13 protein-coding genes and 2 pseudogenes are annotated in these 16,998 nt (G+C 43.7%); 14 read left to right on the top strand and 1 reads right to left on the bottom strand.

Features of this window, described 5'->3' with window-relative positions:
* Window positions 1-183 precede the first annotated feature (183 nt).
* Window positions 184-1,083 (bottom strand): substrate-binding periplasmic protein, encoded by a 900-nt coding sequence (locus AMBT_RS01225; RefSeq protein ID WP_013782736.1) that lies wholly within the window; start codon window positions 1,081-1,083, stop codon window positions 184-186.
* A 183-nt stretch (window positions 1,084-1,266) separates the two neighbouring features.
* Between AMBT_RS01225 and AMBT_RS01215 the strand changes: the two genes are divergently transcribed.
* From AMBT_RS01215 to AMBT_RS01155, 14 genes and pseudogenes are all read left to right on the top strand, one after another.
* Window positions 1,267-2,532, top strand: a complete 1,266-nt coding sequence (locus AMBT_RS01215; protein WP_232363172.1) for a type 1 periplasmic-binding domain-containing protein — start codon at window positions 1,267-1,269, stop codon at window positions 2,530-2,532.
* On the top strand, window positions 2,529-3,509 hold the full coding sequence (locus AMBT_RS01210; protein WP_013782734.1) for a PQQ-dependent catabolism-associated beta-propeller protein: 981 nt from the start codon (window positions 2,529-2,531) through the stop codon (window positions 3,507-3,509). The genes AMBT_RS01215 and AMBT_RS01210 overlap by 4 nt, the downstream gene beginning before the upstream one ends.
* Window positions 3,500-4,219 (top strand): ATP-binding cassette domain-containing protein, encoded by a 720-nt coding sequence (locus tag AMBT_RS01205; protein WP_013782733.1) that lies wholly within the window; start codon window positions 3,500-3,502, stop codon window positions 4,217-4,219. The genes AMBT_RS01210 and AMBT_RS01205 overlap by 10 nt, the downstream gene beginning before the upstream one ends.
* A 54-nt stretch (window positions 4,220-4,273) precedes the next feature.
* Window positions 4,274-5,032 (top strand): annotated as a pseudogene (locus AMBT_RS01200) (ABC transporter permease); the annotation flags it as partial.
* 140 nt (window positions 5,033-5,172) lie between these two features.
* On the top strand, window positions 5,173-6,867 hold the full coding sequence (locus AMBT_RS01195) for a leucyl aminopeptidase (protein ID WP_013782731.1): 1,695 nt from the start codon (window positions 5,173-5,175) through the stop codon (window positions 6,865-6,867).
* Between the two features lie 95 nt (window positions 6,868-6,962).
* Entirely contained in the window at window positions 6,963-7,034 is a 72-nt protein-coding gene (gene pqqA, locus AMBT_RS23090; RefSeq protein WP_073324441.1) for a pyrroloquinoline quinone precursor peptide PqqA, read from the top strand.
* A 70-nt stretch (window positions 7,035-7,104) separates the two neighbouring features.
* Complete coding sequence (gene pqqB / locus AMBT_RS01190) at window positions 7,105-8,025, top strand: pyrroloquinoline quinone biosynthesis protein PqqB (protein WP_013782730.1); 921 nt, start codon at window positions 7,105-7,107, stop codon at window positions 8,023-8,025.
* A gap of 1 nt (window position 8,026) precedes the next feature.
* Complete coding sequence (pqqC, locus tag AMBT_RS01185; protein WP_013782729.1) at window positions 8,027-8,782, top strand: pyrroloquinoline-quinone synthase PqqC; 756 nt, start codon at window positions 8,027-8,029, stop codon at window positions 8,780-8,782.
* Window positions 8,782-9,057, top strand: coding sequence for a pyrroloquinoline quinone biosynthesis peptide chaperone PqqD (gene pqqD, locus AMBT_RS01180; protein WP_013782728.1), 276 nt, complete (start codon window positions 8,782-8,784; stop codon window positions 9,055-9,057). Before pqqC ends, pqqD begins: the two co-directional genes overlap by 1 nt.
* Window positions 9,050-10,213, top strand: a complete 1,164-nt coding sequence (gene pqqE / locus AMBT_RS01175) for a pyrroloquinoline quinone biosynthesis protein PqqE (protein ID WP_013782727.1) — start codon at window positions 9,050-9,052, stop codon at window positions 10,211-10,213. Before pqqD ends, pqqE begins: the two co-directional genes overlap by 8 nt.
* A gap of 10 nt (window positions 10,214-10,223) precedes the next feature.
* The gene (locus tag AMBT_RS01170; protein WP_013782726.1) at window positions 10,224-11,984 is read left to right on the top strand and encodes an insulinase family protein; all 1,761 of its coding nucleotides are present in this window, start codon (window positions 10,224-10,226) and stop codon (window positions 11,982-11,984) included.
* Window positions 11,985-12,113: 129 nt separating this feature from the next.
* Window positions 12,114-14,559: pseudogene (locus AMBT_RS01165) on the top strand (TonB-dependent receptor).
* A 226-nt stretch (window positions 14,560-14,785) separates the two neighbouring features.
* Window positions 14,786-16,015 (top strand): porin, encoded by a 1,230-nt coding sequence (locus AMBT_RS01160; RefSeq protein ID WP_013782725.1) that lies wholly within the window; start codon window positions 14,786-14,788, stop codon window positions 16,013-16,015.
* 97 nt (window positions 16,016-16,112) lie between these two features.
* Entirely contained in the window at window positions 16,113-16,943 is an 831-nt protein-coding gene (locus tag AMBT_RS01155; RefSeq protein WP_013782724.1) for an SHOCT domain-containing protein, read from the top strand.
* Window positions 16,944-16,998 lie beyond the last annotated feature (55 nt).

The following is a 16,998-nucleotide window of genomic DNA, read 5'->3' as shown; positions in this document are numbered from 1 at the left end:
CCTAATGCGTATTGGCCATGAATGTGTCTGATTTTCAGACTATTCGATAGAATTAGAATAGCGGTGCCCGATGGGCGTGCCTATGGAACGGCTGAGTGAATTGTCCCCTCCTTTAGGAGGAGGAATTAACAGGAAATGTGCCTAATAAAAGTGGAGCTATTGCAATAGCATTGCTCGCCGGCATTACTCAACAGCATAATAATCTGGCATTTCATAGGCGGCATGATACTGACTAAAAATGTGCGCCATTTTTTCGGTCAGTACCATCTCGGTAATTACATCGCCAACTTCATACGCTAGGGTTCGGTAGTCGTTGTGCGCGGCTATACCTAAATCCCACTTCTGTTTTCCTATAAGAGGAAACGCGTTGCTAGCGAGTTTGAATTTTGTGTTATCAAGAAACTGAGACAAATAGCTAATTTGTGTTCGAAGGCCCATTACCGCATCAACATCACCTTTTTTCATGGCATCGATGGCAAGTTCATTGCTAGCATACTGAGAGGTGTTATCTCGTAACCTTCCGCCAAAGGCCGAGGTGAGGTAAAAATGAGGAATACTGTCTATTTCAGCACCAATGGTATGGTATTGAAACATTGCCATGGTCTCTACCTCTGGCAACTGTTCTGTGTTGTGAATTATCTGCCAGCTTTCTTGTTGATACGGTGCGAACATATGAACTAACTCATTCGCTAATAAGCCAATATCATCACGTTTTTGGGAAAAAGAACGGTCGTAGGGAGCACGCATCATTAAGTCAGCTTTTACTTTGTGAATAATGTGCCCCTTCCATAAAAAATTACGAAAATCGTCTTCCGTTGTTTCCCCGGGGGTCATCCAAGTTAACACTAATTCCACATTGAATTTAGCAGCAATTTCTTTAGCTATATCAACATCTATTCCTTTCGCTGAACCCGCTTCCATGTATGAGTAAGGTGGGTAGTCATTATAAACCGCGATATTAATCTTCTTACTTTCGATAATGTCATCAAAAGACCGAGCAAAAACACTGGTGCTTAATACATTCAAGCTTAAAAAACTTAAAAGTATGAAAGGAATAAAATAAAAGGTTCGCAAACAAGTCACTACAAGAAACTCTCTTGACGCTAAGTACTTTCAATACTAATGCGCAGACAGGCATTCACGAATGCTACTTTAGCGCCATAGCATTCCTCCTTTAGGGGGATGTTATTCGGGAATAATGCCATATACCCTTTTTGTATCGCGACTGACAAAAGGCACACTTTTAAAAAAAGTGTGAAAAGAAGTGTGAGAAAAGCCCTTCGCTGGTTCATGGAAAAAGTAAAAATATGGATAGGAGTATCAATCCTATTGATAAGCGTATCGGCCTTGCATGCCAATGTTCATGCCCAATCGGGGAGTCAGCCAGAAAATAAATATGTAGGGCAAGCTGAAGCCCAACCTAGCACTACGAACATTGTCTATATTAACGTGGAGCGCCCTCCCCCCGCAGGAACGCCTTCGTATTTAACCCGTCCTAATGACGAAGGAATTGCGGGTGCCGAAATTGGCATTGAAGATGCCAATATTACAGGAAAATTTTTGGGCTATTCGCTGTCGCTTGCCCGCCTTGACGCTTTTGACTCAGCGGCTACCGATGTGATTGCCAATACCTCTGTGGTGCTTATCGATAGCCCAGACGCTCAATATGAAAAAGCCGTTCGTTCGGTAGTGTCTATTAACCCCAGCGCATTAGTGGTGAATGTAGCCAGTGGCAAGGATGCTTTTCGTCAACAGCACTGCGAACTTAACGTACTGCACACCTACCCTAGCTACCAAATGAAAACCGATGCGCTTGGTCAGTGGCTTAGAACTAAGCGTTTGAGCTCTGTGCTTACCTTGCGCGGCTCCCATGAAAGTGATCAGGCTTACTTAGACGCGTTTTTACGTACCGCGAAGAAATTTAAGTTAAATATTGTTGAAGAGAAAATATGGCAGGCAAGTTTTGATTTACGACGCTCTGCATTTTCTGAAATTCCCCTTTTTACTCGGACTAAGAAACCTTACGACGCTATTTTTGCTGCCGACACCCAAGGTCAGTATGCCTACAGCTTACCCTTTAATACCCACCTTATTGTGCCCATTATAGGGTCGGCAGGTTTGAAACCATTAGGGTGGCATTTTACTCATGAGCAATGGGGCGCAAGGCAGCTGCAAAATCGTTTTAAGGAAAAGTTTTCGCGCAATATGAATGACGTAGACTTTGCTGCTTATGCAGCCATTATCGCCATATCGACCGCATTGCAGCGAAGTGAAAACAATGATTCTGATACCCATGAGCCTGTTACAGGTACAAAATTATTTAACGCATTAGTAGATGACCAACTCAGTATTGCAGCGTATCAAGGTAGGCAACTCACCTTTAGAAAAGGCACCCGCCAACTTCGCCAGCCTGTGTCTCTAGCACACGAAGAAGCGCTAGTGATCCACGCCCCCCTGCCTGGCTTTTTACACCAACGCGATGAACTAGACACCCTAGGTGATGCCACCACTACTTGTAAGGACGCCCTATGAGAACGCAATTTGTAGTTACTAGTATTTGGTTACTAAGTTTGTGGGCTACTAGCCTAAGTGTAAGTGCTATGCCACAGGCATATGTAACCAATGAAAAAGACAATACCCTATCAGTCATTGATATGAATACGTTTGAAGTCACCGACACATTAGACATTGGTGAGCGACCAAGGGGCTTTATACTAAGCGCTGACCAAGCCCATGCTTACATTTGCGCCTCGGATTCCGATCGCATTCAAATTATCGATTTAGACACCCATACTATTGTCGGTGATTTACCGTCAGGTGAAGATCCTGAAACCATAGCCCTGCACCCAAATGGCACTACTATTTACACCGCCAATGAAGATGATGCTCTGCTCACCGTTATTGATATTCCCACCAGCCAGGTAATTGCACAAATAGATGTAGGGGTTGAACCTGAAGGGTTAGCGGTAAGCCATGACGGCCGCATGATGGTGGTTACTTCAGAAACAACAAACATGGTGCACTGGATAGACACCAACACCCACGAGAACATTGCTAACAGCTTAGTAGATGCTCGCCCGCGAGACGCTCACTTTACTGCTGACGATAAGTACCTTTGGGTAAGCTCTGAACTTGGCGGCACAGTCACCATATTTGATACTCAAACCAAACAAAAAGCGCATACCTTATCTTTTGCAGTTAAAGGCGTGTACCGCGACAAAATACAACCCGTTGGTATATTGCTGATGAAAGACTCCCCTTACGCGTTTGTCGCCCTAGGCCCCGCAAATCGCGTTGCTGTGGTAAACACTAGTACGTTTGAAATAGAGAAATACATAGTTGTAGGACGGCGCGTGTGGCAATTAGCCTTTAACCAAGACCAGTCACTATTACTCACCACAAACGGGGTAAGCGGCGACGTGTCGGTTATTAATACTGAAACTCTCGATGTTGAAAAAACGATTAAGGTGGGACGTTACCCATGGGGAATTGCCGTTAAATGGAAATAGATATCCAAGGGGTTACCCACACTTACGGCAAAGTAGCAGCCCTTGATGAAATTTCACTGACCCTTAAACCGGGCTTTAATATTTTACTTGGCCCTAATGGCGCAGGTAAAAGTAGCCTATTTGGGTTGCTCACAGGGTTACAACGAATTGGCCAAGGAAATATTTTATTTAATGGCAAGCCGATAACAAAAAACCGCGCTTCGATTATGAAAAATCTCGGCGTGGTGTTTCAGCAAAGTACGCTAGATATCGACCTTACCGTAAAGCAAAACTTAGCCTATTTTGCCTCGCTTCACGGACTCGCCCCAGACAAATCAATTTCACGTATTACTGATTTATTGACGAAACTTGATCTTAGCGACCGCCTGAACACTAAAATCCGTTATTTAAATGGTGGCCACCGCCGTCGTGTTGAGCTGGCAAGATGCCTTATTCACCAACCTAGTACCTTATTACTCGATGAACCCACCGTAGGGTTAGATATTGCTTCTCGGCGGTTAATTCATTCGGTGGTTCATGACTTAGCAGTGAAACAAGGCGTGACTGTGCTGTGGGCTACTCACCTATTTGAAGAAGTATCGCCGACGGATCCCCTCGCCATATTACTAAATGGGCAATTAGTAGAACGAGATATTTGCTCGGCGCTGCTTACTAAACATCAGGTCTCGGATATTCATCAGCTTTGGGATGTATTAACTCGTGCAAACTAATATCAATACCCTCTATAAGTGCAAGCAAATTACACAGACTAAGGTTCCGGCATGATGTACTGGCGCTGTTTTGTAGGCGTATTAAACCGAGAAATGCTGAAATTTTGGCAGCAACGTTCTCGGCTGTTAAGTGCGCTGGTTCGCCCCTTGCTATGGCTATTTGTGTTTGCCGCGGGATTTCGTTCAGCGCTAGGGCTTTCTATGATACCGCCCTACGAGACTTACATTCTGTATGAGGAATACATTGTACCAGGGTTAGCCGCCATGATTGTGTTGTTTAACAGTATGCAAAGCTCGCTGTCTATGGTTTACGACCGAGAAATGGGCAGCATGAAGGTACTGTTAATGAGCCCAGTACCCCGTTCATTTCTGCTTTGTAGTAAATTGGTGGCCAACACACTGGTTTCAGCAATACAGGTTTATTTATTCTTTTGCTTTGCCTTACTTGTTGATGTGCAGTTGCCCTTAATGGGTTATGTCTACGCGCTTCCTATCATTGCATTACTGTCTATTTTTCTTGGCTCGCTGGGCTTATTGCTGGCGAATTCCATTAAGCAATTAGAGAACTTTGCTGGTGTGATGAACTTCGTTATCTTTCCAATGTTTTTCCTTTCAAGTGCGCTTTATCCATTGTGGAAAATGCAAGAAGCAAGCGAATGGCTGTATAAAGTGTGCGCCTTTAATCCTTTTACCAGTGGTGTTGAGCTACTGCGCTTTGGCTTGTATGAAAAGCTTGCAGCAAAAGAGCTAGTGATTGTACTTGTGCTCACTCTAATTACCTTTACCTTCGCCGTAAGAAGCTTTAGGCCAAAACCTGCTGCTAGCTTTTCAACTTCCAGCTCTGGAAACTCTGGAAACAGTGGAGCTGGAAATAAGGGGGCTGGAAATAAAGGGATTGGAAATAAGAGCGATGGGAAAAAACAGCGCATAAAAGCAAACCAACAAGGGCGCCCATGACAAACGTAACATTAGCACCTCACCGCAACTTACACGAAGTAGTCGCCGATTGCGTAATATGGCTTTGCTCACCCACCGATATACAACCCACCATTGAAAACATGCCACATAGCACTCAAGCATTTATTCAGCAGATATTTAATGATGAAGAATTTGTAGGCTCGCAAGGCCAAAAGGTGTTACTTCACCGGCCTGTAGAGACCGCGGCAAAACGATGGCTTATATGGGGAGCGGGTAATTTAGAAGAGAATATCAGCCTTAGTTTTGATCATCCTTCAGCTTCTCACGGCACACGTAAGCTATTTGTTGATATGTTTAAGTACGCGCTTTCGTTAAAGGCGGCAACAATCACTTTGGTACTGCCTTGGGGAACGACTTACAGTGCTATCAGCCACACTACTTCCCTCACTATGCACAGCGCAAGCAAACAGAGAGAGCTAGGTATATCGCTGGTTCGCCAGTTATTGCGAGCTATTCATTTTTGTTGCTATCAATTTAAAGGATATAAATCTTCCCCTCACTTGTTATCTAACGTAATGCCTAGCTTAAACATACAAGTATCGTCAACAGACGTGGCAGCTAACCTAGTTTTAGATAAGGCGTTAAATGAAGCTTCAGTCGAAGCACTTAATGGAGACTCTGCGCTAGCATCGGACAATACCTCAGATGCACTACTGGCCTGCGTTAATTATGAGGCCGCACTAGCAAATGGTATGGGCTTAGCGCGAGATTTGTCTCACATGCCAGCGAATTTATGTACCCCAGTTTATTTGGCCGACCAGGCGACAATACTCGCGGATGCGTATTCTAAAATTACTACCGAGATTATCGATCAAGATACATTGGAATCGCTAGGTATGAATGCCTATTTGGCAGTAAATCGCGCATCGGCATTTCCTGCTTCTATGCCGGTGATTCGTTATTCAGGAAATGGCGCTACGCAAAGCAATGACGCCAAAAATACCAAGCCGGTAGTCTTAATAGGGAAAGGTGTAACATTTGATTCGGGCGGCATCACCTTAAAAAGAGGAGGAGATATGCACCACATGATTTACGACATGGCAGGTGCAGCGTGCGTACTTGGAGTAATAAAAGCGGTTGCAGAACTCGGCTTAAACATTAACATTATTGGAATATTGGCTACCGCTGAAAACAGTATTGGCGGTAATGCATACCGGCCCGGCGATATTATTACTACCCACTCAAAACAAACCGTTGAAGTGATAAGCACAGATGCTGAAGGGCGCATGCTAATGTGCGATGCACTAAGTTACAGTGAGCGTTTCGCCCCCCACTCAGTCATAGATATAGCAACGCTAACCGGCGCTGCTATTACTGCTTTGGGGTACCAATGCAGCAGTGTAATGAGTAATTCCCGCCCACTAGAACAAGCACTAATTAAGGCTGGTGAACACGCCCAAGATCCAATTTGGCCATTTCCATTATGGCCCGAATATCAAGACGCTATAGCCTCTTCTCATGCCGATATGACAAACGCAGGGAAAAACTCACCAGGTATGATTACCGCAGGCTGCTTTTTGTCCCGCTTCGCTAAAAATTTTTCTTGGGCTCATATGGATGTGGCTGGTACCGCATTTAAATATGGTACTGCCAATTCGGCTACCGGCCGCCCTATTCCCTTACTGGTGGCCTATTTGCAACGCCTAGCCACTGTCCAAAAATCATCATGATTCATGGTAATTCTCCTCCTTTAGAAGGATATCTGTTAACAGATAATCAACATATACTCATATTGAACTCACCCAAAAAGACAGAGGAAATGACGATGTGGACTAAACCTCAATACACTGAAATGCGCCTAGGTTTTGAAGTAACGCTATATATCAGCAACCGTTAGACCTAAGCCATCGTGATAAGTAATCAAAAGGCTGCTATTGCAGCCTTTTTCAAATACCCAAGGAGTAGTTATGCAGGTATTGATTCTTGGCGCAGGCGCAGGCGGCGGGTTCCCTCAATGGAATTGTCATTGCGAAAATTGCAAAGGCGCACGTCAGCACACCATTAAAACAACCCCCCGCACCCAATCGAGCATTGCGGTAAGTGTCGACGGGAGTAAATGGGTATTAATTAATGCCTCTCCCGATTTACGGGAACAAATAAATAGCCATCCTCAGCTTTGGCCTGAAGAGCACGTTGCCCGTGGCACACGTATTTCATCTATAGTGCTCACCGATAGCCAAATAGATCATACCACCGGCTTACTTACACTAAGAGAAGGGTTACCACTTCCTGTGTACTGTACCGATGTAGTAAACGAAGATTTAACCACCAGCTTTCCCTTATTTACCGTGCTTAAACACTGGCACGGCGGCCTTCAGCAACGTTCCATTAGTACTGACTTTCACCATACGTTTGTGCCCGAAGGCGCAGATGGGCTTTTATTCCAACCTGTAGTATTAGAGTCGAATGCGCCGCCCTATTCTACTTATCGCGACAACATTGTTCCGGGCAATAATATTGGCCTTAAAATTACCGATACTCAAACAGGTCACGTGCTTTTTTATGCGCCAGGGTGTATGCAAGCCAACGACACAGTGAAGCAGGTTATGGCCGACGCTGAATGCGTGCTTTTCGATGGCACCTTATGGGTGAATGAAGAAATGATTGACCATGGCTTTAGCCAAAAGCTCGGTACGCAGATGGGGCACATGCCAGTAAATGGCGAAAATGGTGCCATTGCGCTGCTTAACCGCTTTAATGTTAAGCGCAAAGTCCTTATTCACATTAATAACACTAACCCCGTGCTGAATGAAGATTCATCAGCCTTTCATGCATTGCAAGAGCAGAATATTGAGCTGGCTTACGATGGCATGCAAATAGAGGTGTAACATGTTGAAACCTGCATGGACAAAAGAAGAATTCGAACAGCAATTACGCGCAAAAGGTGCGTATTACCATATCCATCATCCCTTCCATAAACGTATGAATGCAGGGCATTGCAGTAAAGAAGAAATACAAGGCTGGGTGGCAAACAGGCTGTATTATCAAATGGCTATTCCAGTTAAAGATGCCGCCATATTAGCAAACTGTGAAGATCAAGAAGTAAGACGCACCTGGATTCAGAGGCTTATCGACCATGATGGCCGGGAAGGTGATACCAGTTTAGGCGGTATTGAAGCATGGCTCCGTCTAGGGGAAGCGGTAGGGCTTAACCGCGATGAATTACTTAATGAATTTCACATATTGCCCGGCGTAAAATTCGCGGTAAATGCCTATGTAAATTTTGCACGCCGCGCATCGTGGCAAGAAGCCGCTTGTTCATCACTTACCGAAATGTTTGCGCCTGAAATACACCAAAGCCGTCTTGATACCTGGCCCACTCACTACACGTGGATAAACCAAGAAGGGTTTACCTATTTTCAAATGCGTTTAGGGCAAGCAAGGCGCGATGTAGAACACGGCCTTCAAATAACGCTCGACCACTTTGTTACCCGCAATCAACAAGAGCGTGCTTTGAACATTCTTCAATTTAAAATAGATATTCTGTGGAGCATTGCCGATGCTATTTGTTTCGCTTATGAATATGGCAGAAAACCTTTCGATGGCATTGCCAATCAACAGGTTTGCCATACAGGGAGATTCTAATGACAAACAAATCTAACACGCCGTCTATGAACCCTTTGTTTCGCTTACAATACGAAAAAGTACAAGATGGGTATGTGCTTCTATTTCCTGAGGGCATGATTAAGCTAAACCCTTCGGCGTCAGAAATCTTAACCCTTGTTGATGGTGTGCGCTCTACAGATGACATTGCAGTAGCGCTTAGAAAGGCCTTTCCCGATGCACCTGAGGATTTAGAAGAAGACGTAACCGTATTTTTGCAACACGCTGAAGAAAAAAAGTGGGTGGTGTATGACTAACCACGCAACGCACGCTACCAAGGCTTCACAACCTACCAAAACCACTACTCCACCTTTATGGCTACTCGCTGAGTTAACCTACCAATGCCCGCTCCATTGCCCCTATTGTTCTAACCCCGTGAATATGGAAGAAACCTTTAACGAGCTCACTACGTCTCAGTGGAAGAAGGTGTTTAAGGAAGCCAGGGAAATGGGTGCGGTTCAGTTAGGCTTTTCCGGTGGTGAACCCTTGTTGCGCAAAGATTTAGAAGAGTTAGTCGCCTATGCCCGCGAACTTGGCTTTTACACCAACTTGATCACCTCCGGCATTGGCATGACGGAAAAGCGCATTGCCAGATTAAAAGATTCGGGGCTTGATCATATACAGCTTAGCTTTCAATCAGCCAATGCTGAAGTTAACGACCTTATTGGTCATAAGCGCCACTCGTTCAAACAAAAACTGAATATTGCCAAGTTAGTTAAAGCCTACAACTACCCTATGGTGCTGAATTTTTGTATTACCGCCCAAAACATTCATGAAATTGAAGAAGTCATGGCGCTTAGCACTGAACTTAAGGCCGATTTTGTAGAACTTGCGACGGTTCAATATTATGGTTGGGCGTATGAAAACCGTGAGCACTTACTACCTACACAAAGCCAGCTAGAAGAAGCTGAGCAGGCCATTAACCGGTATAGAGACCAGCAATGTGGCGGCCCTAAATTTATGTTTGTCACACCCGATTACTACGAGAATAGGCCAAAGGCGTGTATGAATGGATGGGGAACTACTTTTTTAACGGTAACCCCAGATGGCAGTGCGCTTCCTTGTCACAGTGCCAAAATTCTACCTCTTACCTTTCCTAACGTGAAAGACTCATCGGTACAGCATATCTGGGAACATGATTTTAGTTTTAATCACTTTAGAGGCGATGACTGGATGCCCTCGCCATGCAAGACCTGTGATGAAAAAGACAAGGATTTTGGCGGTTGTCGTTGCCAAGCCTTTTTGCTGACCGGGGATATGCACAAAACCGATCCGGTTTGCGATAAGTCACCCGATCACCATTTGATGAAAACTATTACCGATAAAGCCGGGCAACCGGCAAGCTCTACTTTAAAATTTCGCACAGTGAAAAATGCTATCCCTGTAAAGATGATACAAGACGTGACCGCTTGAGCGCTTTTTGATGATTAACATCCGGTATGTGTCACGCAATGCTAAAAGGCCTGAAGGTGGCTCAAGTAGCTCAAGTCACATAATCAGCGCAGGTAGTACTCGGTTTCATGACAGTTCTGGCAATGGCACTAATACAGGCATTGCGGCGAATCCAAATAAGATGGGCAATCTAGAATGCAGAAAATCACCATTCACGGGTGTATTTGTTGTCAATACGCCAGCACATGATCACTCAGGCGTATCTCATCTGGCTGAACACATGTGTTTTCGTGGGTCGCCTTACTACCCTGCCGACCATGAGCTTTTTGTAGCAAATGCTTTGCTACCCTTGTCGATAAACGCGACGACCTACTCAGGCTGTACGTATTTTTATGTGCAATCTTATAATCAAGCGCTTTTTATCAGTGCGATTCAATACCTGTATAGCGGCCTAGTGAATACCCATTACGAAAAGAGTAAATTTGAAGCAGAGCGAAGTGGCGTTCTCGTTAATGAACTCACGCTGCTTGAACGCAATATCGATTATTTGAATAACATGGCCATACGCCGATGTGATACCAGTACCATGGCTTACAAACATGCCGGAGGGTTTTCTGATTCGGTATTAAAAATTGGTTTTGACGACCTCATTGATTATAAGAAGAGATGGTATGACGGTGAACACATCACCCTTTTAGTCAGTGGTGCAGATACTGACGGCGATGAAATCATCTCATTAAGTAGACAGGCTATAGCAGAAATTAATGCCAAAGGCTGTAATACAAAGTTATGTGATGCTATGCCTCTTAATGAGGCCGCTGAAGTGCCCGCAAGTACTTTGAAACGAAATACCTCAGTTCCTGTTTGCCACATGAGACGTCACCTTACGAATAATCATCAAGTGAAGCCTATCGAAAACGATGTGTCTACGTGGTGGGTGCCACAGGAATTTACTTACGACTTACTTGATGTCGAACACCAGATTAAAAGCAGGTTTATTGCTTTAGGCCACTTATTTATCGATGATGAAGTAAACCATGCAGGCATGATTGCTCTTCGATTTGTGCATAATACCAAGACCAGTACTCAAGCGCGTACAGATGCGCATAAAAAAGTGGTGTCGGTATTAACTGAGTTCAACGTAGAAGCCAAACCTCGTTTATTTACAGACAATAAATTACCCCAAGCAGTACAGCAACTTATTCGAGATTATCACCAGCAAGCGAATTCTCGGTATAGCGAACCACACTCGTCTTTAAAAACAAAACCGTTTACCGAGCACCTTAATAATGTGCATGTTTGCCGAACAGGTAAGCATGAAACGTATGACAAAAGTGAGCGCGCAGACAGACCCAAAAAAAATAATTGGGTTTCTACAACAGAGGTTGCCGTTGAGTTAAAAGACAAAAAAAGCGCGCAACTCGCGGCCGACTTTCCCTCGCTATTATCACTAGAAAACTTACCAGCATTACCTAAATTACTGCATAAGCTCGCCGAACCGTCTGTTAAGGCGGCACAAAATTCTGAGGAACGGTTTCAGTGTATTGGCAATAACTGGGTATACAGGGTTGATGCCCAATTCCATCGCCATCTTATAGTTATCATGACTAGCGCCTCGTTTTGGCAACCTCGTACTACCGGAGAATGTTATGCACTAGGGGTAGCGCGTTTTCATGAGCATACCTTTATTTATGGGGCGCAAGATAGGCAGGCGTCGCTCCGCGAAGTTTGGTGTAAAAACACGCTCACCCAAAATGACCTTAATACTGGTATAAGTAAAAGCCCTACTTAATAAAAATTCGTTACTTGGGATTTTCATGTAGTACCAATTTACGAGCTTTCCTCCCTCTTTAGGAGGATATTTTTCGGGACCCACCTACACGATACTGATTGCATACTCGTTCATAGAAGAATCAGGAACATGCTAATAAAACACACAACGCCTTTAGCTTACGCACTCATCGCTTCAAGCGTGTCTCTAGCGCTTTGCAGTAACGCCTCCGCCAATACTAAAACAGACAGTCTGCTAGCAAACAACGATGTAGAAGTAATAGAAATCCATGGAGCAACCACACTACAAACCGGGAGTGATGCAGCGCCAATTTTTGGAACCGTTCAATCGCTGTCTCAAGAGGAGATAGAAGCAAGTGTAAGTCGCTCTTTGCCAGAACTCTTGAAAGCACAACTTGCCAGCGTGAATTTAAATGATGCACAAAACAACCCCTTTCAACCCGATTTACAATACCGAGGTTTCACCGCGTCGCCATTGCTAGGCTTGCCTCAGGGAATTTCGGTATACCTAAAATGGTGGCAGAATTAACGAGGCGTTTGGCGATACTGTAAATTGGGATCTAATGCCCCTTGATGCTATCGATACAGTGTCACTTTATTCCGGCTCGAACCCGTTATTCGGTCAAAATACACTTGGGGGCGCACTGGCATTAAATACGAAAACAGGCTTTTCCTTCGATGCCAACGAGGTAGATGCCACCGTAGGGCAATATGGCCAGTCTGCGCTGTCGATAGAATCAGGTGGAAACAATGGTAACTGGGGCTATTACATTAATGCCAATCATTATGAAGAAGATGGATGGCGTGATTACTCGCCTTCAGAGGTAAACCAAGTATTCAGTGCAGTGTCTTATCAAGACAGTAAACGACGAATAGATTTTAACTACTTGTATGCCGATAGTGAGCTATTGGGCAATGGGGCTTCACCAATTGAGTTGTTAGAAATTGAAGGTCGTGAAGCGGTTTATACCCACCCGGATCAAACCAATAATGAGCTACATCACTTTAGCCTTTCAGGCGATTTGCAGCTAAGTGACAATCACCTACTCTCGTTCAATGCTTTTTATCGCGACAATGAAACCACCACCATAAACGGAGATGACAGCGACTTTGGCGCCTGTCAATTTACAGATGGCCGCATCACCTTGTGTGAACTGGAAGATGATGACGATGACGATGGCCTTGATGACGATGACGACGATTTTGAAGAGGATGATGACGAACTAGCCACCGTTGGCGATGATGTAGAAGCCGTTGCTTTCATTGGATACGATGAAAATACTGCGCTATCTGACATTTCAGATGTATCTCCTGATGAGATAGACGGCACTTACAACACTGGATTATCAAGTTCAGAAGCCTTTGGGGTTTCTTCCCAGCTTGCCAGCAATTATGAATTATTAGGCAAACCATCGGTACTGGTAATTGGCGCTACCTACAATAAAGGAGATATCAATTACTCTGCCGATACCACCTTTGGCATATTGGAAAATGACACGGCAAGCGACTCCCGAACTGTCATTCCACTTCAAGGGCTCCAATCTGCTGAAGCACGAGTTAGGCTTGATGTAGACACCTCAGCGTGGTCTTTACTCTTTGTTAATACTACCCAGCTTACTGACAAAGTATCACTCAACATAGGGGGCCGGTTCAATCGCGACCATGTACTAATGGAAGATTTAAGCGAAGACGGTGATGACTCTCTTGATGGCGATCATAGATTTACCCAGTTCAACCCTGCCATAGGGCTAGATATTGCGCTTAGTGATACGTCGCAGTTAAACCTAGCGTTTAGCCAGTCATCTAGAACACCAAGCCCTGCGGAATTAAGCTGTGCAGACGAAGATGATCCTTGCCGCTTACCTAATGGTTTTGTTGCAGACCCGCCGTTAGATCAAGTCGTCACACAAACCATTGAAGCAAACTATGCCGCGACCTTTAACAACATCGACATGATGCTAAATGTTTACCGTAGTGAGAGTGAAGATGACATCATTTTTCAGCAGGCAGGCTCGGTGGCATCCAGAGGCTACTTTATTAACATTGATGCCACCCGTAGACAGGGCGTTGAGTTCAGCATTAGCTCATTTTGGAAAAAGCTGATTTATCGGTTTAATTATAATTATTTAGACGCGACTTTTGAGTCTTCCTTTACTTCTTTCAGCCCATTCAATCCGTTAGGAGCAAATAGACAAGTTGAGGCAGGTGATACCATTCCTGGGCAACCAAAGCACAATATCAAATTTTACCTAGACTACGCGTTTAGCCAACAAACCGCCTTGGGTGCAGAAATCATTTCAGCCTCTAGCCAATACTTCCGTGGTGATGAAGCCAATGAAAATGACACCTTAGATAGCTATGTTGTTACTAATCTTTATTTGAACCATCAGTTTAATCACACATTTAGTGCCCAATTACGGGTGAACAATGTATTCGATAAAGAGTATGAAACCTTCGGCACTTACGGCGAAGCTGATGAAGTATTAGAAGACATCTACCCCGATGTGGAAAGCCCCCTATTTGTAGGTCCAGCGCAACCTAGAATGGTAAGTTTAAATGTGAAAGCTAAATTTTAATTTGGCCCAGCTTTAAATTAAAAATATAAACCAAAAATATAAATTAGGCGCCATGCGCCTAATTTTTCTTAGTCCTAAAGAACGAGGCTAACAAGCCTTACGTCCAATGGTTCAAAAGCTATATAAATCTATTATCAATTTTACTGACACCCGAAACTTAAATTAGGGCACATGAGAAAAATAAATTCTCATTATTAAAAAACACCACTCACACTGGGACAGTAAAATGAAAAATAAATTGCTTGTTAAATCATATTTATCTATCGCTATTTTAAGTACGTTAAGTTTGAACAGCTACGCAGAAGAAGAAAACTACTCTTGGAATATCTCTGGCTGGATTAATGAAGGATTAACGTATTACGATGATGGCATTGGAAGTGATGTCGCTCAACTTTCAGATAATGGCACCACACTTGGCAGCCGCATTACCCTTTCTGGTGATTACAAATTAGAAGAGCACAGATTAGATGTGGGTTTCGAAGTCATTATTGAGCCGCTTTCAGGTACACCTAACTATTCAGGCGGCGGCCACCAAACTCCCCTTTTGTTCGCAAACCAAGATAATTTAGATACCTTCAATGGCGGCGATATTGGGCTTCTAGGTAGTAGCCTTCACATTGGTGGGGATTGGGGGAAAGTCACCATCGGCTTACAAAGCTTACCGACCGATAACATTGCTGTTCTTGCAGATCCATCAGGCACTATTTGGTCTGGCATTTCGCCATTATTCCGCGCCAACGGTTTCTTTATCCGGGGGATAGACGAAGGCACAACCAATGTGGCTTGGGGGCAATTTGCACAATGTTTAGCCACACCTGGGCTCGGTATCGGCCTTGACTGTAATGGGATTTACCGGAACGGCGTACGTTATGACTTGCCTAAAATGGGTAATTTTAGCGTGGCAGTTGGCTATGCCAATGATGAAATATACGACATCGCGGTTAAGTACTCAGCCGAACATGGCGGGTTTAAAACAAACCTACATGGTGGCTATTCAGTGAATAAAGACGGCGGCACTAATGTAGGCGGCGACGGCTCATCAACCTTACAATTTCAAACCGGCGTAATGCACCTTGAATCTGGTATTTTCGGTGTGGCCACCTATCAAATGGAAGAAACTGATGATGCGATCATCGGCTCAGGGGACGACACAGATGCCTATTACTTTAAAGCCGGTATTCGCAAGCAATATAACGCCTTTGGCGACTCCGCTTTTTACGCAGAATACGCAAGCTATAACGACCAATACGGTATGGCCCATCTAGACGGTGTAGTAGGCTCTGAACTTAATCAATGGGGGATTGCGGCAGAGCAGTATTTTGGCTCTCGTTTTCTCATTTATGCAAAGTATGAAAATTTAAGTCTCAGCGTCAGTGGCTCTGAAGCAGCACAGTCACTTTATGATAATGCAGAAGATCTCACGCTTATTCAGTTAGGTGGCACCATTTTCTTCTAACTCTCGACTCAAATAGGGAGCAATTCTGCTCCTTATTTAGATGTTTTTTAAGAGTAAGTAATTTTAAACGAAGCTTATATTTACTTGGTACTAAATTATGATGAGATTAATGTTAAGAATTCAAGTGATTATTATCATGGTATTTTTCTCCACGCCATCATTTTCATCAGATACTATTTTATGGCGTGAAAGTGAAAATTCTCTTATTAAAATACAAGACAACAATATTGATGGGAAAAAATTAAAAAATGGCGACATCGCAGAGAGTGAATTAACCGAAAATCTAACTTCTCAACCAGTCGAGATAGATGAACAAGACATATTAAAATTTTTATCTAGTATAAAAATAATAAAAAATAAAAGTACAACTGAACCTCTATTTACAGAGAAACAACAAAACAACCTCGCGAAGTATTTAAGCATAGGCCTAAAAAAAGCAAAGCCTCATCAAGATATATTATTTTCCTTGGCGAAAGAAAAAAGAACCCTAGGAGGACTAAAAAAACAAACTTACTTTATAGCAGGTAGAGCATTTTTCAACGAAGGCCTACTTAATCTCATCATTGGTGAACACAATCGAGTAGCAAACAGCGCCTACGAAATGGCCTACGACCCCACTAACCAAGGGCTTGTTGAATACGACTTTAATTATGGTGAAAGAGTAGTATCAAAATTCCCTTTCAATGAAAAGCTAGCGTTCACTTTATCGGGTGTAACCATGAAGCCTACTAGAACTGATTGGGTCACTGTAAACGTAGCAGAGTTACATAAAACGCCACTGTCGCCCGACATTGTTAAGGAAGCATTAAAACCGAATGAAGATCCGCTAATAGAAAGATTCAAAACCCTTGAAAAGCTTAGAAAAGAGGGGTTAATTACTGAAGAAGAATACGAACAAAAGCGTAAAGCGCTTTTAAGCAATTTATGATGAATTTTAAGGCTTTTTTGTTATAAGACTTCGGTCGTATTTGCTTGCCCACATT

Source organism: Alteromonas naphthalenivorans, assembly GCF_000213655.1.
Taxonomy (GTDB): domain Bacteria; phylum Pseudomonadota; class Gammaproteobacteria; order Enterobacterales; family Alteromonadaceae; genus Alteromonas; species Alteromonas naphthalenivorans.
The sequence above is the reverse complement of the archived record's forward strand: the minus strand, read 5'-3'. Positions and strand labels throughout refer to the sequence as shown.

What these genes read in the sequence shown, in the direction of transcription:
- pqqD (WP_013782728.1), top strand. Translation starts at nt 8,782, where the DNA reads ATGACAAACAAATCTAACACGCCGTCTATGAACCCTTTGTTTCGCTTA.
- AMBT_RS01170 (WP_013782726.1), top strand. Translation starts at nt 10,224, where the DNA reads ATGATTAACATCCGGTATGTGTCACGCAATGCTAAAAGGCCTGAAGGT.
- AMBT_RS01195 (WP_013782731.1), top strand. Translation starts at nt 5,173, where the DNA reads ATGACAAACGTAACATTAGCACCTCACCGCAACTTACACGAAGTAGTC.
- AMBT_RS01160 (WP_013782725.1), top strand. Translation starts at nt 14,786, where the DNA reads ATGAAAAATAAATTGCTTGTTAAATCATATTTATCTATCGCTATTTTA.
- pqqE (WP_013782727.1), top strand. Translation starts at nt 9,050, where the DNA reads ATGACTAACCACGCAACGCACGCTACCAAGGCTTCACAACCTACCAAA.
- AMBT_RS01155 (WP_013782724.1), top strand. Translation starts at nt 16,113, where the DNA reads ATGATGAGATTAATGTTAAGAATTCAAGTGATTATTATCATGGTATTT.
- pqqB (WP_013782730.1), top strand. Translation starts at nt 7,105, where the DNA reads ATGCAGGTATTGATTCTTGGCGCAGGCGCAGGCGGCGGGTTCCCTCAA.
- AMBT_RS01210 (WP_013782734.1), top strand. Translation starts at nt 2,529, where the DNA reads ATGAGAACGCAATTTGTAGTTACTAGTATTTGGTTACTAAGTTTGTGG.
- AMBT_RS01205 (WP_013782733.1), top strand. Translation starts at nt 3,500, where the DNA reads ATGGAAATAGATATCCAAGGGGTTACCCACACTTACGGCAAAGTAGCA.
- pqqC (WP_013782729.1), top strand. Translation starts at nt 8,027, where the DNA reads ATGTTGAAACCTGCATGGACAAAAGAAGAATTCGAACAGCAATTACGC.